Raw genomic sequence first — 15,395 nt, forward strand, 5'->3', positions numbered from 1 at the left:
TGTGCGACGCGTGACCGGATGCTGTCTCACGGCCGGCTGCGTCGCGCGACTCCGGCTCGACGCAGTGCGCTGCCGACGCCCAGGCCGACGGCCGTCCAGCCCACGGGGCCGAGCACGAACAAGGCGACGTAGACGATCTGACCCCACGCCGGGAAGCGAGAGACGTCTGCGGCGAACCAGATCGCGACCGCGATCACGGCGCCCACGATGACGGCGGAGAGGAAGAAGCGCCAGGGCTCCCAGCGGCGGTAGCGCGACATCGCTGCGATCAGCTCCTGCAGCCCGCCGATCAGCAGCGCGGTGCCGATGTACCGGCCGATCCACAGCGGCACGACGGCACTGGCGACGAGGGCAGCGATCAGGTGGGTGATGAGTGCGACCCACGGGCGTCGAAGCACGTCCTGTGCGATCACACCGGGGAGCACATGGACGCCGAGCACGAGCCCGTACAAGAGCGGAACACCGGCCGACACGAACCCGCTGATCGCGCCCGCGCCCGCTTGCAGTGCACCGGTCGCCACCCCGATCGCCGCGCAAGTGAGCAGAACGCTCGTCGACAGTCGGGAAACTCGGGCCACCTGCCCAGGGTACTTGTCGCCGGTGAAGCCATTCTCACGGAGCTCTCATTTACTGAGAGTGGGCTGGGAGTTACGTTTGAGCGAGCTGCGCCCCAACGATGTGGCGCAGCACTTTCTGCAGGACCACGATGGAGGCCAAAAATGGGTCGATCCTCCGTGCGGGCAGCAGCGGTCGTCACACTCGCCGCACTGTTCACCGGTACCGCCACCGCCAGTTTCGGTGCAGCTCCGGAGGAGGTGAACACACCCATTCCGATCGATTCGCCCTCGGGGCGATACATCGTGCTGCTGAAGGATGCCCCGCTTGCGACCTACGAGGGCGGCGAGAGCGGCATCCAGCGCACCAAGCCCGACAAGGGCAAGCAGCTCGATGCGCACTCCGCGAACTCGCAGAAGTACATCGCGCACCTCAAGAAGGAGCAGCAGGACGTCGCGGCCGCAGCCGGCGTCGAGCCGGCCACGACCTACCAGGTCACGCTCAACGGCTTCAGCGCCGACCTCGACGGCGCAGAGGTGGCCAAGCTGCGCAGTGACAAGAGCGTGCTCGGCGTCTTCGCCGACGAAGTGCGTCATCCGGTCGCCGTCCCGTCGACCGAATTCCTCGGCCTCGGTGCGGGAGATGCCGGCACCGGTGGAGTGTGGGATGCCGTGGGTGGTCTGGGGGAGGCGGGCAAGGGCGTCGTCGTGGGCGTGGTCGACACCGGCATCGCCGCCGACAACCCCTCGTTCGCGGGCGACGCGCTGAAGAAGAAGCCGGGCGCCACGCCGTACACCACCGGTGGTGACACCGTCGTGTTCGACAAGTCCGACGGAGGGCAGTTCCGCGGCACGATCATCACCGGTCAGGGCTGGAACAAGCACGACTACAACACCAAGCTCATCGGTGCCCGGTACTTCTCCGACGGCGCTGCCGCGGCCGGCTTCGACTTCAGCTACGACTACCTGTCGCCGCTCGACGGCGACGGCCACGGCTCGCACACCGCCAGCACCGCCGCCGGCAACTTCGGGGTCGAGGCATCCGTCGAAGGAATCGACTTCGGCAAGATCTCGGGCGTCGCGCCGGCCGCCAAGGTGGCCGCATACAAGGCGTGCTATGTCGGCCCGGATGTGCTCGACACGGCCGACGACATCTGCGCCCTGAGCGACCTGCTCTCGGCGATCGACCAGGCGGTCGCCGACGGCGTCGACGTCATCAACTACTCGATCGGCGGCGGCGCGGCCAAGACGGTGCTGCAGCCGGAGGACATCTCGTTCTTCAACGCGGCCGCGGCGGGCGTGTTCGTCGCGGTGAGCGCCGGCAACGACGGCCCCGACTCGGTGACCGCCGACCACGCCTCGCCGTGGTACACCACGGTGGCGGCCTCGACGATCCCCACGTACGAGGGAACCGTTCAGCTCCCCGGCGGCTTCGAGGCCGTGGGCGCATCGGTCACGGTTCCGTTCGGCGAATCCCTCACCGGACCGACCGTCTACTCCGGTGACGTCGCTGCGGCGGGGGCCGCGCCGGAAGAGGCGGCCCTCTGCTTCCTGGGCACGCTCGACCCGGCGCAGGTGGCCGGAAAGATCGTGGTCTGCGACCGCGGCACCAACGCCCGCGTCGAGAAGTCGCAGGCGGTCGCCGAGGCCGGCGGAACGGGCATGATCCTCGTGAACGTCACGCCGGGCTCGCTCGACAACGACTTCCACTCGGTGCCCACCGTGCACATCGACGCGCAGCACCGCACGGCGCTGCTCGACTACGTGCGCAGCACCACCGACGCCACGGCCACCCTGGTGGGCGACAACGTCACGGGCGTCGAGACCCCGACCCCGCAGGTCGCCGGGTTCTCGAGCCGCGGACCGATGCTCGCCGACGGCGCGGACGTGCTGAAGCCGGATGTCTCGGCTCCCGGCGTCGCGATCCTGGCAGCAACGCACAACGGGCCCAACGACGCGGCCACGTTCGGCTTCAAGTCGGGCACGTCGATGTCGTCGCCGCACGTCGCAGGTCTGGGCGCGCTGTACATCGGGGAGCGGCCGCTGGCGACGCCCGCCGAGATCAAGTCGGCGCTCATGACCACGGCCTACGACACGGTCAACGCCGACGACTCGGCCAACACCGATCCGTTCGCTCAGGGCGCCGGTCACGTCGACCCCACGAAGTACTTCGAGCCGGGTCTGCTGTACCTGAACGGTCCGGCGGACTGGGCGGGATACCTGCAGGGCCTCGGCCTCGCGGACTTCGGAGTGGACCCGATCGACGGCAGCGACCTGAACCTCGCGTCGATCGCGATCGGCACCTTCCCCGGCCCGCAGACGGTGACGCGTTCGGTCACCTCGACGCAGGCCGGCACCTTCACGGCGTCGGTCGACGTGCCCGGGATGGACGTCACGGTCGAGCCCAGCACGCTGACGTTCGGCGCCGCCGGTGAGACGCAGCAGTTCACGGTCAGCTTCACCAAGGCCGATGCGCCCGTCGAGCAGTGGGCGACCGGGTTCCTGAACTGGACCTCGGGTGAGACCGAGGTGCGTTCGCCGATCGCCGTGTTCCCGGTCACCGCGGCCGCTCCGGCCCGCGTCGAGGGCTCCGGTGCCGAGGGCAGCCTCGACATCGAGGTCACGCCGGGCATCTCGGGTGAGCTCCCGCTGAACCTGGCCGGTCTCACGCCCGAGACGGTCGAGATCGACGGCAACGAGACCACCGGTGCTGACAACGACGGTGTGACGAACGTGCTGATCGAGGTCGTCGAGGGCACCGAGTTCGCCCGGTTCGCTCTCGACTCGGCCGACGACACCGGCTCGGACCTCGACCTCTCTGTCTATCGAGTGGTCAGCCCGACCGACCTGCGGTACTACGAGGTCTGGCAGTCCGCGTCGGCATCCGCCGACGAGGCCGTCGAGCTCGTCGCTCCGACCGCGGGGTACTACCTGCTCTCGGCCGACGTGTACTCGTTCACGGCGCCGTTCACCTGGACGGCGACATCGGCATTGGTCACGCCGGGTGGAGTCGGATCGCTGACCGCGACCCCGAACCCGCTCCCGGTGACCGAGGCCGTTCCCACGCAGTACGCGCTGTCGTGGTCGGGCCTCGAGACCGGCAGCTACCTGGGCGTCGTGCGCTACGGCGACTCGCAGGTGCGCACGATCGTCTCGGTCGACGTGCCGTAGAGGTCAGGTGAGAAAGAGGCGCCCGGGCTTCGGCCCGGGCGCCTCTTCGTGTGCGCGACGAGCGCAGTCCTGGGCGGGCGAGACACCCGCCCGCGGCAGCAGACGCGGCTACACGCGCCGGCGGCGGCGAGTGAGCCGCACCGCGGGAAGCGGGGGCGCCGGGATGCGCTCGTCGCCGTGGTCGACGACCCGGCCGAATCGGGCGGGCGCCCCATCGGCAGCATCCGCCGACCCCTCGGCCTCCCATGCCTCGCGTGCGTCGGCGATCTCTTCGTGCGAGCGCGCGACGAAGTTCCACCACATCACGATGTCGTCCTCGAACGGCTCTCCGCCGAGCAGGAACAGGGTGGCGCCCGTGGTGCTCTCGACGACCACGTCGTCGCGCTGGAGCCCGAGGTAGAGCAGGTGGGCGGTGTCGAGTGGGGTGGATGCCACGGCAGCCTCGCCCTCGACCGCGATGAGCGCGTGCTCCCACGCCGGGTTCAAAGGCACGCGCACGCTCGAGCCCGCGGGGATGCGCAGCTCGGCTCCGACGATCGGCGTGTACGTGCTGGCGGGGGAGCTGACGCCGGCAAGCTCCCCCATGACGACGGTCGCGCCGCCGGGCTCACCGGTGATCGCCTCGAGCTCCACGTCGGGCAGCACGGCGTGCTGCTCGAAAGCGGGCGGACCATGTCGCCGCGACTCGGGCAGCGCGACCCACAGCTGCAGTGCGTCGAGGGGCGTGGCATCCTGTCCCACGGAGTATTCGGAGTGAGCGATGCCCGCGCCGCTCGTCATGAGGTTGAGCGCACCGCGGCGCACGACCACGTCGCTGCCGACGGTGTCACGGTGCCGCACCTCGCCGATGTACGGCCAGGTCACGGTCTGCAGGCCGATGTGGGGATGCGGCTCGACGCGCATGCGCGCCTCCTGCGGGCCGAACCGATCGAGGAAGCACCACGCGCCCACGAGCGGCAGCTCTCGCTGCGGCAGCGAGCGGCGCACCGACATCGCCCGCACGCCGCCGAGGGGCACGTCGCGGCTCTCGAGCACAAGCGTGCGCGGCCCCGAGCACTCGGCGGGACCGGCGATCTCGGCCGCATCGGGGTTCAGTCCGCCGGCCGTCGAGTCGACGTCGAGCCGCGTCATGTCAGGGTGCGCTGACCCGCGACGGCCAGTGGATGTCGAGTCCCGGCACCTCGTTGTCCTGCAGGTAGCGCACGACGACCGGGCACAGCGGCACGACGGTCTCGCCGCGACGTGCGGAGTCGGCCATCGCCTCGCCCACCACGATCTGCGCGAGTCCGCGGCCGCGGAACGCGGGATCGACCTCGGTGTGCGGGTAGCGGTAGCGGCCGCGGGCATCGACCGAGAACTCGGTGAACCCGGCGAGCGTCTCGCCCACCCGCACCTCGTAGCGGCTCTCGTCGTCGTCGCGGCGGACAGTGATCTCGTCTTCCGAGGCTGGCATCGGCATCCCTTCGTCGTCTGTCCCAACGTAGGCGGGGGCCCGGGTGTTCCGCCAGCGTCGCGGCTCCGCGCGGCAGTCGCATCGGCACCTGGCAGACTCGGACGATGCCGCTCTCGCTCCTGGACGCCGTGCCGCGCGATGCGGATGCCGACGCGGCGTACAGCGGGTTCGTCGAATGGGCCGCCGATCGCGGCCTGTCGCTGTACCCCGCGCAGGACGAGGCGATCATCGAGATCGTGTCGGGATCGCACGTGATCCTGTCGACGCCGACGGGCACCGGCAAGTCCCTCGTGGCGGTCGCGGCGCACGCGGCGGCGCTGGCGCAAGGCGGCCGCACGTACTACACGGCGCCCATCAAAGCGCTGGTGAGCGAGAAGTTCTTCGCCCTCGTCGAGATCTTCGGCGCGGCGAACGTGGGCATGGTGACGGGGGATTCCGCGGTGAATCCGGATGCCGCGATCGTGTGCTGCACGGCAGAGATCCTGGCCAACCTCGCCCTGCGCCAGGGCGCCGACGCGCACGTCGACCAGGTCGTGATGGACGAGTTCCACTACTACGGCGACCCCGAACGGGGCTGGGCGTGGCAGGTGCCGCTGCTGCTCCTGCCGCGCGCGCAGTTCGTGCTGATGTCGGCGACGCTCGGCGATGTGACCGCGATCGCCGAGGACCTGGAACGCCGCACCGGTCGCGCGGTCGCGCGTGTGACCGGTGTCGAACGCCCGGTGCCGCTGCACTTCTCGTACGCCCGCACGCCGATCCACGAGACCGTCGAGGAGCTGCTGCACACCGGGCAGTCGCCGATCTACGTCGTGCACTTCTCCCAGGCCGCGGCGATGGAGCGCGCGCAGGCGCTGTCGTCGATCCGCATCGTCTCGCGCGAGCAGCGCGACGAGATCGCCGACGCGATCGGCGGATTCCGGTTCACCACGGCTTTCGGCCGCACTCTCTCGCGCTACGTCCGCGCCGGGATCGGCGTGCACCACGCGGGCATGCTGCCGCGATACCGGCGCCTGGTCGAGACTCTCGCGCAGCGCGGGCTCCTCCGCGTGATCTGCGGCACCGACACGCTCGGCGTCGGCATCAACGTGCCGATCCGCACGGTCCTCATCACGGCGCTGTCGAAGTACGACGGCACCCGGATGCGGCAGCTGAGCGCCCGCGAGTTCCACCAGATCTCGGGGCGTGCAGGGCGAGCCGGGTTCGACACCGCCGGAACCGTCGTCGTGATGGCGCCGGAGTGGGAGATCGAGAACGAGTCCGCGCTGCGCAAGGCCGGCGACGACGCGGCCAAGCGCAAGAAGATCGTACGCAAGAAGGCCCCGGCCGGCGTCGTCAACTGGGGCCTCGGCTCGTTCGAGCGCCTCGTCGACGCCGAGCCCGAGCCGCTCGTGCCGCAGCTGCAGCTGACCGCGGCGATGCTCATCAACGTCATCGCGCGCGGCGGCGACGTGTTCGGGAACGTCCGCTCGCTCGTCTTCGACAACCACGAGCCTCGGGCGCGCAAGTACGAGCTCGCCCGGCGGGCGATCGCGATCTTCCGCACCCTGGTGACGGCCGGTGTGGTCGAGATCGGCTCGCTCGAGACTCCGGATGCCGGTGCCCCCGGCATCCGTCTCACCGTCGATCTGCAGCCGAACTTCGCCCTCAACCAGCCGCTGTCGCCCTTCGCGCTCGCCGCGATCGGGCTGCTCGACCCGGAGGGCTCCGAGGGAGGAGCCGGGACCGGGCACTACGCGCTCGACGTCGTGAGCATCATCGAGGCGACGCTCGACGATCCGCGGCCCGTGCTGTCGCAGCAGCAGTTCCGCGCGCGGGGCGAGGCGGTGGCCGCGATGAAGCAGGACGGCCTCGATTATGACGAGCGCATGGCGCTGCTCGAAGAGGTGACGTACCCGAAGCCGCTCGAGGAGCTGCTCGCCCAGTCGTTCGAGGTCTTCGCGTCGAGTCAGCCGTGGATCCGCGACTTCGAACTGTCGCCCAAGTCCGTCGTGCGCGACATGTTCGAGCGGGCGCTGTCGTTCTCGGAGCTCATCTCGCTCTACCAGCTCGCGCGAAGCGAGGGCCTGGTGCTGCGCTACCTGTCGGACGCCTACCGCGCGATCCGGCAGACGGTGCCCGCCGAGGCGCAGACCGAGGAGCTGCACGACCTCGTCGCGTGGCTCGGCGAAGTGGTGCGCCAGGTCGATTCGAGCCTCGTCGACGAGTGGGAGTCGCTCATCAATCCCGTCGACGACCCGTCGGCCCCGGTAGTGCCGCCCGCGCCTCCGTCGGTGCTCACGAACCGGCGCGCGTTCGGTGTGCTGGTGCGCAACGAGCTGTTCCGCCGCGTGCAGCTGGCCGCCCTGCAGCGCGACGACGAGCTCGTCGAGCTGGACCCCGACGCCGGCTGGCCGGAGGCCCTCGACGCGTACTTCGACGAGCACGACGAGATCCTCACCGGCGGGGCGGCGCGCTCGCCGCGACTCGTGACGGTCGATGAACAGGCGGCTGTGGCATCCGGTGTCTGGCGGGTCGAGCAGACGATCGACGACCCCGAGGGCCACCACGACTGGCGGATCCGCGGGGTCGTCGACCTCGCCGCATCGGAGGAGTCCGGCACGGCTGTCGTGCAGGTCACCGAGGTCGTGCGGCTGTAGGCCTTCGCGTGTGCACGTGCGCGCGGACCGGGGGTCAGCCGAGTCCGAGACCTCCGTCGGTGGAGAGCACCTGCCCCACCACCCATGCGCCGGCAGGGGTCGCGAGCCACGCGATCAGCCGGGCCGGGTCGTCCGGCTGCCCGTAGCGGCCGAACGGCGTCGCCCGCATCCACGCCTCGATCTCGTCGAGCGGCCGGTCCGTCGTCCCGGGGTCGAGGTACCCGGTGTTCACCGGGCCCGGGTCGATCGTGTTGAGGATGATGCCGAGGTCGAGCAGCTCCGCGGCCACGGTCTTGGTCAGACCCGCGAGCACCGACTTGCTCGCGGCATACGCGACCTCGCCGCGCATCGGGCCGTGGATCTGTCCCGACGTCATCCAGAAGACCCGGCCGGTCGGCTCGGCGAACGGCTCGCTGCGCCCGATCCGCTCGCCGGGTCGCGAGTCGCTGCGATCGCCTCCGTGCAGGGCCGCGAATTCGCGCGTGAGGAGCAGGGTCGAGCGGGCGTTGGCCTGCCAGAACGCGTCGAGCCGATCGGCGGTCATGTCGAGGATCGAGCCGTCGTCGCCCGACTTCGCGTGGTTGCACACGAGGATGTCGAGCCTGCCGGTGAGGGCGCGTGCGGCCTCGATGACGAGGGGAACGGATGCCGCGTCCCGCAGATCCGCGCCGATGTCGCCGAGCGACGCGCTCGGCGTGAGCTCGTCGCGGAGCCCGCCGCGGACGGCGTCGAGGTCGTCACCGCCCCACGGGAGGTCGGTGTCGTGCGGGCGGTAGTGGTGGATGAACACGTCGGCGCCGAGCCGCGCGAACTGCGTGGCGACGGCGAAGCCGATGCCGCGACGGCGCGAGACGCCTGTGACGAGAGCGGTCTTGCCGCGCAGCGGCAGGGAGGTCGAGGGGAACATGCGATGCCTTTCGAGGTGCCCCGGGTTGTGTGCCCACGCGCCCCGAGGCTCCGCGCATCGCGCCAGCGATGCGTGGAGAGGGCGTGGGGAGCATCCGGAATCTGTGCGCAGAACGCGCGATGGTGACGGAGGCGCGGTCACAGGCATTGCATGCAGACGACGATAACGGATGCTTGGGCCCCGTCGCATCCGGAATGATGGCGGGATGCCGACCTATGTGGCTTTCCTGCGCGCGATCAACCTCGGGGCGAAGCGGGTGTTCCCGAAGGGCGACATCCGACGGGTCGTCGAGGAGGCCGGGTTCACCGACGTCGAGACGCACATCAACACCGGCAACGTGCGACTGTCCACGCCGATGCGCTCCCGCGCCAAGATCGAGGCCGCGCTCGAGAAGGCGTTCGCCGCCGATCGGGGGTTCGAGGTGCCGACGATGGTGTTCACGACCACCGAGCTCGCCGCGATCGCGCGGGAGGCGAGGAAGCTCAGCGACGAGCGTCCCGGGCTCGCGCGGCACTACGTCTATCTGATGAAGGACGAGCTGCCTGACGAGACCGTGGCGCGGATCGCGTCGCTCGCGAGCGTCCCCACGGCCCCTCCACTCGCCGCTGGCGCGTCGAGCGGAGCCTCCGGCCGCGTGGGCCCAGCCGGAGAGGTCGTCGTGCGTGGACGCGCGGCTCACGCACTGCTCGGACCCGGTTATCAGACCGGGTCGGTCGATCCGCTGAACGCGGCCAAGCTGCTCGGCGTCGCGACCAACCGCAACCTCACCGTCATCACGGCGCTCGCGGCGAAGTGGTGCTGACGTCGTCTCCTCCCCAGACAGCGGGCCCGGCCACGTCTCCACGGACGAGTCGGCGGGGGACTGATCGTCGGACGCCGCGGTTACCCTGGATCGGGTGACCATCCCCTCCGGCGACCCGTACGCCGACCTCGCGTGGAGCGACGCGGACGCGCCCCCGCTCGACGAGGCGTGGGTGCCGCCCGAGGACGGGTGGTCCCCGCCTCCCGACCCGCAGGCGCCCTCGTCGGCGTTCCCGGATTCGCCGTTCGACACGACCGCGCCTCGCCGCGATTTCACTGGAGTCGACCCGCGCGCCGTGCTCCACGAGGTGTACGGCTACGACACGTTCCGCGGTGAGCAGGGCTCCATCGTCGAGCACGTGATCGGCGGCGGCGACGCGGTCGTGCTCATGCCGACCGGCGGCGGCAAGAGCGTCTGCTACCAGGTCCCCGCCCTCGTCCGGCCGGGGACCGGGCTCGTGGTCAGCCCGCTCATCGCACTGATGCACGACCAGGTGGACGCGCTCGTCGCCAACGGCGTGCGTGCCGCCTACCTCAACTCGACCCAGGCGCCGCCCGAGCGCGCGGCCGTCGAGCGGGCCTACCTCGCGGGTGAGCTCGACCTGCTCTACGTCGCACCCGAGCGGCTGAACACCGAGACCACGCTGCGGTTCCTGGCGCGCGGGCGCCTCAGCGTCATCGCGATCGACGAGGCACACTGCGTGTCGCAGTGGGGCCACGACTTCCGTCCCGACTACCTCGCCCTCGGCGCGCTCGCCGAGCGCTTCCCCGGCGTTCCGCGCCTTGCGCTGACCGCGACCGCGACGCCGGCCACGCACCGCGAGATGACGGAGCGGCTGCAGCTGCCCCAGGCGCGGCACTTCGTCTCGAGCTTCGACCGGCCCAACATCCAGTACCGCATCGAGACGAAGACCGATCCTCGACGCCAGCTCGTGGCGTTCATCCGCCGTTTCGACTCGCAAGCTCGCTCAACGACCGGTCCGGTATCGGGGATCGTGTACGCGCTCAGCCGTAAGTCGGTGGAGCAGACGGCGGAGTTCCTCGCCGGCCAGGGGATCGACGCGCTGCCGTACCACGCGGGCCTGCCCGCAGAGACCCGTGCCGCCAACCAGTCGAGGTTCCTGCGCGAAGACGGCGTGGTGATGGTCGCGACGATCGCGTTCGGCATGGGCATCGACAAGCCGGACGTGCGGTTCGTCGCCCACATCGACCTGCCGAAGTCGGTCGAGGGCTACTACCAGGAGACCGGCCGCGCGGGCCGCGACGGCGAGCCGTCGGTCGCGTGGATGGCGTACGGCCTCGGCGACGTGGTGCAGCAGCGCCGCATGATCGACCAGTCGCCGGGAGATCGCTCGTTCAAGACCCGTCTCGGACAGCACCTCGACGCGATGCTCGCGCTGTGCGAGACGATCGGATGCCGCCGCCAGAACCTCCTCGGGTACTTCGGCGAGGACTCCGGCCCGTGCGGCAATTGCGACACGTGCCTCGAGGCGCCCGAGACGTGGGACGGCCTGGTCCCCGCGCAGAAGCTGCTGTCGACGATCGTCCGGCTGCAGCGGGAGCGCGGGCAGGCGTTCGGCGCCGGTCACCTGATCGACATCCTGCGCGGCGCCTCGACGGAGCGCGTTCGCCAGCAGGGGCACGACTCGCTGTCGACCTACGGGCTGGGCGCCGATCTGAGCGAGCAGGACTGGCGCAGTGTGATCAGGCAGCTCCTGGCTCGCGGCATCCTGGTCGCCCGCGGCGAGTACGGCACCCTGGCACTCGGCGAGCCAGCCGCTGGAGTCTTGAAGGGCGAGACCGCCGTGCCGCTGCGGCGCGACGTCCTGGGCAGGTCGGGTGGCGTCGGGCGCGTGCGCAAGACGACGGCGCCCGAGTCGCTGGCGGCCGGAGATGTCGGCCTGTTCGAGGCGCTGCGGGCGTGGCGCGCGGGCGTCGCGAAAGAGCTCGGCGTCCCGGCCTACATCATCTTCGGCGACTCCACCCTGCGCGCGCTCGCCGAGCGGCGTCCGGCCAGTCTCGCCGACCTCGACGGCGTCACCGGCATCGGCGCCAAGAAGCGCGAGGCCTACGGCCAAGCCGTGCTGGAAGTCGTTGCGCCAGCGGCTTAGCGCCTGCGGGCGAGGTCAGTCGAGTTCTTGCGCGTAGTAGTACGCGCGCTCCCCGGTGTCGGGGTCCGCACCGTGGAAGCCGTGGCGCTCGTAGAAGCGCTGCGCGTCGACGTCGGCCTCGTCGACGTTGATCTCGATCGCCGAGACCCCGGCCACGCGGCAGTCATCGATCAGCCGCCGGATGATCGCGCTGCCGATGCCGGCACCGCGCGCGGAAGGGACGACGTACATCTCGTCGAGCAGCGCGACGGGTCCGGGGTACCACACGTTCGGGCGGACGGTCACGAGCGCAAGGCCGGCCGGCGGCTCGCCCCCGAGCAGTGCGAAGGTGTCGGCGCCCGCGAGCAGCGATCGCAGCCGGGAGGCCAGGACGATCGGACCGGGGGAGTCCGTGTCGAACTCGGTGTTGAAGTCGTGCAACATGCTCGCCACGATCCCGGCATCCCCGATGCCGGCACGCCGGACGCGCACCCCGTTCATGCGTCCACCGTAGGCGTCGGGCGGGGCCGTGAACAGAGCGGATGCCGCGAGGTCTGACGGCCCGTCGGAAGGGATCAGTGCGCGCGGAAGCTGCGGACGCGCTCGACGCGCAGCACGTGGGGCAGCGCCGCGGTGTCGCGGGTGCCGTCGGCGCGAGGGAATTCGTACACGTCGAGCATGAGCTGCACGGGGTAGTCGATGCGCTGCGCGACGGTCTTGACCCAGCGCCCGTCGACGAAGAAGCGCACGCGCTCGGGCGTCCACTCCACCGCGTAGTCGTGGAAGTCGGTGAGGTCGCCCTCGACCGGGATCTTCTCGAAGTCCGTGCGCAGGCGGGGGTCGTTCTGGGCCTTCACACCGACGCCGACGAGACCGGCGTGCTCGCCGACCTCCTGGCCGAAGATCTCGGCGACGCAGAGCTCGCCGCAGTCGTCGGGCCGCTCCTCGAACCCGATCGGCCAGAACGCCACCATCACATCGGGATGCCGCACCGCGGCCATCCGCACCTCGATGACGCCGTGGTGCACCAGCCAGCCCCGGTGTTCGGGCTGCTCCTCGCGCACGCGCAGACCTGTCCGGAATCGATGCTGGCCGAGCTCGCTGCCGACAGCGCCGGAGTGCTGTCCTGTCTGCAGGTGCGAGACGCGCACGTCCCCGTCGAAATCCGGCGCCCACGGCTGGGTGTCGGCGTCGATCCGCAGCTCCAGGCCACCCGGGCCGATCGACCAACGCGCGGCCGCGGCATCCCGTGCCGACCAATGCGGCGTGTAGAACGGCCACCAGCGCGCCTCGTCGAGCCGCTCACCCTCGAACCGCTCGTCGACGTCCGGCTGCCGATCGCCGAGATCGAGCGGCGACATGTCGAGCACCCAGATGTTGAAAGTGAGCTCGGCCCCGCGCCACGGCTCGGTGAGCGACCCCCGTTGCTCGAAGCCCGCCCCGCGGCACAGCGCGTTGGACGCCGGGTTGTCGACGCCGGGGTAGGCGACCAGGAGCGAGCGGTCGCCCCGGGCTGCCACCTTCCCGATGAGGAGACGCAGCGCCTCGCGCGCGATTCCCCGCCCCTGCCATGCCGGCAGCACGTTCCACCCGGTCTCCCACGCCGGTGCGCCATCGTGTTCGGACTTCCAGTAGCCGATCCCGCCCACCGGATCGCCGTCGGCCTCGATGCGGTACATGGCCGCGTCGCCGGTCTCCCGCCAGCGGAGGTACTTCTCCTGGCGCGCGCGCAGCTGCTCGGCCGTCTCGGGGCCGCCGAGGTGCGCGGTCATCTCGGGAGTGTTCGCGGCCTCGAGGAGGAACAGATCGTCGACGCCCCACGGCTCCAGCTTCACGCGGGGGATGGCGCTCATCGCTCCAGTGTGCCCGGCGGCGCCGACACGAGGCGGATGCCGGCACCGCAGTTGTGCGAATCGGGCGCGCGTGCCGCCTTCCGTGGAGCGAGCCGGGCGTTGCCTAGGCTGGGTCGCGGCGGGCGACGGTGCCCGCAAGCGAGGAGCGAGCGTGGCCACGAGCAACATCGAGATCGCACAGCGGGCCGAACTCTGGCCAATCACGCGGATCGCCGAAGGGCTCGGCATCCCCGAGGAAGCGCTCGAGCCGTACGGGCGCCACAAGGCCAAGGTCGCGCTCTCGCACCTGGCCGCGTTGCGCGATCGGCCGCGGGGCAGGCTCGTGCTCATGACGGCGATCTCGCCCACGCCCGCGGGCGAGGGCAAGACGACCACGACGGTCGGGCTCGGCGACGCGCTCAACCGCATCGGCGAGCGCGCCATGATCTGCCTGCGCGAGCCCGCGCTCGGCCCGGTGTTCGGCATGAAGGGCGGCGCCGCCGGCGGCGGCTACGCGCAGGTCGTGCCGATGGAAGACATCAACCTGCACTTCACCGGGGACTTCGCGGCGATCGCGGTGGCGACCAACCTGCTGGCCGCGCTCATCGACAACCACATCCACCACGGCAACGCGCTGGACATCGACGTGCGGCGGGTGACGTGGCGGCGTGTGCTCGACGTCAACGACCGGGCACTGCGCGACACCGTGATCGGCCTCGGCGGGCCGGGCAACGGCTACCCGCGCGAGAGCGGCTTCGACATCGTGGTCGCCAGCGAGGTCATGGCGATCTTCTGCCTCGCCTCGAGCCTCGAAGACCTCAAGAACCGTCTCGGCGAGATCGTCGTCGCCTACACGCGCGACCGAGCCCCGGTGCGGGCGCGCGATCTGCACGCGCACGGCGCGATGGCCGCGATCCTGCGCGACGCGCTCGCGCCCAACCTCGTCCAGACTCTCGAGCACACGCCGGCGTTCGTGCACGGCGGCCCCTTCGCCAACATCGCGCACGGCTGCAATTCGTTCATCGCGACCGACTCGGCGCTGCGGCTGGCCGACTACGTCGTGACGGAAGCGGGGTTCGGTGCGGACCTCGGCGCCGAGAAGTTCGTCGACATCCTGTGCCGCTCGACCGGCCTGCGTCCCGACGCCGCGGTCATCGTGGCGACCGTGCGCGCGGTGAAGTATCACGGCGGCGTCGAGGTCGCCGACCTCGCGAGCGAAGACGTCGCGGCCGTGACCCGCGGCATCGTCAACCTCGAGCGGCACCTCACGACCGTGCGCGAGACGTGGGGCATCCCCGCCGTGGTCGCGATCAATCATCGAGCGGAAGACACGGATGCCGAGATCGCGGCCCTCGTCGGAGCGGTCGAGGCCGCAGGGGCCCGCGCGGTGGTGGCCAAGCACTTCGCGGACGGCGGTGCCGGTGCCGAAGACCTCGCCCGTGAGGTCGTTCGGCTGTGCGCCGAGCCGGTCGAGCGCGGGCTGCGGTTCACGTACCCCGACGAAGCCGGCCTCTGGCAGAAGATGAGCGCGATCGCGACGCGTGTCTACGGGGCATCCGGAATCACCGCCTCGACGGCGGTGCGCGCGCAGATCCGCCGCCTGCAGGAGGACGGGTACGGCGGCTATCCGGTCTGCGTCGCGAAGACGCAGTATTCGTTCTCGACCGACGCGAAGCTGCGCGGGGCGCCCACCGGGCACTCCGTCGACATCCGCGAGGTGCGCCTGGCAGCGGGGGCACGCTTCATCGTGATGGTCTGCGGCGACATCATGACGATGCCGGGACTGCCCGCGATCCCCGCGGCGAACACGATCGACGTCACCGAGGACGGGCGGATCGTCGGGCTGTTCTGAGCCCACCGCGTTTCGAATCGCGCACTTTGCACGTCAGGGTCGGCGCGGACTGCAAAGTGCGCGATTCGAAAGTGCTCCGAGGATCCGACGGAGAGGCGC

11 protein-coding genes are annotated in these 15,395 nt (G+C 70.8%); 5 read left to right on the forward strand and 6 right to left on the reverse strand.

Annotated elements, in window-relative coordinates:
• Window positions 1-26: 26 nt before the first annotated feature.
• On the reverse strand, window positions 27-578 hold the full coding sequence (locus HF576_RS14375; protein WP_168913478.1) for an ECF transporter S component: 552 nt from the start codon (window positions 576-578) through the stop codon (window positions 27-29).
• A 141-nt stretch (window positions 579-719) separates the two neighbouring features.
• Here HF576_RS14375 and HF576_RS14380 point away from each other — a divergent pair, with 141 nt between their 5' ends.
• Window positions 720-3,725, forward strand: coding sequence for a S8 family serine peptidase (locus tag HF576_RS14380; RefSeq protein ID WP_168913479.1), 3,006 nt, complete (start codon window positions 720-722; stop codon window positions 3,723-3,725).
• A 108-nt stretch (window positions 3,726-3,833) separates the two neighbouring features.
• Here the strand turns inward: HF576_RS14380 and HF576_RS14385 are convergent, their stop codons facing one another.
• Entirely contained in the window at window positions 3,834-4,856 is a 1,023-nt protein-coding gene (locus HF576_RS14385; RefSeq protein ID WP_168913480.1) for a pirin family protein, read from the reverse strand.
• 1 nt (window position 4,857) lies between these two features.
• Entirely contained in the window at window positions 4,858-5,178 is a 321-nt protein-coding gene (locus HF576_RS14390) for a GNAT family N-acetyltransferase (protein ID WP_168913481.1), read from the reverse strand.
• Window positions 5,179-5,282: 104 nt separating this feature from the next.
• Between HF576_RS14390 and HF576_RS14395 the strand changes: the two genes are divergently transcribed.
• On the forward strand, window positions 5,283-7,814 hold the full coding sequence (locus tag HF576_RS14395; RefSeq protein WP_168913482.1) for a DEAD/DEAH box helicase: 2,532 nt from the start codon (window positions 5,283-5,285) through the stop codon (window positions 7,812-7,814).
• A gap of 34 nt (window positions 7,815-7,848) precedes the next feature.
• Here HF576_RS14395 and HF576_RS14400 read toward each other — a convergent pair whose 3' ends face one another.
• Window positions 7,849-8,721, reverse strand: coding sequence for an SDR family oxidoreductase (locus tag HF576_RS14400; protein WP_168913483.1), 873 nt, complete (start codon window positions 8,719-8,721; stop codon window positions 7,849-7,851).
• Between the two features lie 205 nt (window positions 8,722-8,926).
• On the opposite strand from HF576_RS14400, the gene HF576_RS14405 reads away from it, so the two are divergent.
• Window positions 8,927-9,523, forward strand: coding sequence for a DUF1697 domain-containing protein (locus HF576_RS14405; protein WP_168913484.1), 597 nt, complete (start codon window positions 8,927-8,929; stop codon window positions 9,521-9,523).
• A 94-nt stretch (window positions 9,524-9,617) separates the two neighbouring features.
• Entirely contained in the window at window positions 9,618-11,633 is a 2,016-nt protein-coding gene (gene recQ / locus HF576_RS14410) for a DNA helicase RecQ (RefSeq protein WP_168913485.1), read from the forward strand.
• A 15-nt stretch (window positions 11,634-11,648) separates the two neighbouring features.
• Here the strand turns inward: recQ and HF576_RS14415 are convergent, their stop codons facing one another.
• Both HF576_RS14415 and HF576_RS14420 read right to left on the reverse strand, forming a co-directional pair.
• Window positions 11,649-12,113 (reverse strand): GNAT family N-acetyltransferase, encoded by a 465-nt coding sequence (locus tag HF576_RS14415; RefSeq protein WP_168913486.1) that lies wholly within the window; start codon window positions 12,111-12,113, stop codon window positions 11,649-11,651.
• A 74-nt stretch (window positions 12,114-12,187) separates the two neighbouring features.
• Window positions 12,188-13,465, reverse strand: a complete 1,278-nt coding sequence (locus HF576_RS14420) for a GNAT family N-acetyltransferase (RefSeq protein WP_168913487.1) — start codon at window positions 13,463-13,465, stop codon at window positions 12,188-12,190.
• A 151-nt stretch (window positions 13,466-13,616) separates the two neighbouring features.
• Here HF576_RS14420 and HF576_RS14425 point away from each other — a divergent pair, with 151 nt between their 5' ends.
• Complete coding sequence (locus HF576_RS14425; RefSeq protein WP_343234287.1) at window positions 13,617-15,296, forward strand: formate--tetrahydrofolate ligase; 1,680 nt, start codon at window positions 13,617-13,619, stop codon at window positions 15,294-15,296.
• The last annotated feature ends 99 nt before the right edge of the window (window positions 15,297-15,395 follow it).

This window comes from Microbacterium salsuginis (assembly GCF_012524205.1).
Lineage (GTDB): Bacteria > Actinomycetota > Actinomycetes > Actinomycetales > Microbacteriaceae > Microbacterium > Microbacterium salsuginis.

What these genes read in the sequence shown, in the direction of transcription:
- HF576_RS14380 (WP_168913479.1), top strand. Translation starts at nt 720, where the DNA reads ATGGGTCGATCCTCCGTGCGGGCAGCAGCGGTCGTCACACTCGCCGCA.
- HF576_RS14385 (WP_168913480.1), bottom strand. Translation starts at nt 4,856, where the DNA reads ATGACGCGGCTCGACGTCGACTCGACGGCCGGCGGACTGAACCCCGAT.
- HF576_RS14390 (WP_168913481.1), bottom strand. Translation starts at nt 5,178, where the DNA reads ATGCCAGCCTCGGAAGACGAGATCACTGTCCGCCGCGACGACGACGAG.
- HF576_RS14395 (WP_168913482.1), top strand. Translation starts at nt 5,283, where the DNA reads ATGCCGCTCTCGCTCCTGGACGCCGTGCCGCGCGATGCGGATGCCGAC.
- HF576_RS14400 (WP_168913483.1), bottom strand. Translation starts at nt 8,721, where the DNA reads ATGTTCCCCTCGACCTCCCTGCCGCTGCGCGGCAAGACCGCTCTCGTC.
- HF576_RS14405 (WP_168913484.1), top strand. Translation starts at nt 8,927, where the DNA reads ATGCCGACCTATGTGGCTTTCCTGCGCGCGATCAACCTCGGGGCGAAG.
- HF576_RS14415 (WP_168913486.1), bottom strand. Translation starts at nt 12,113, where the DNA reads ATGAACGGGGTGCGCGTCCGGCGTGCCGGCATCGGGGATGCCGGGATC.
- HF576_RS14420 (WP_168913487.1), bottom strand. Translation starts at nt 13,465, where the DNA reads ATGAGCGCCATCCCCCGCGTGAAGCTGGAGCCGTGGGGCGTCGACGAT.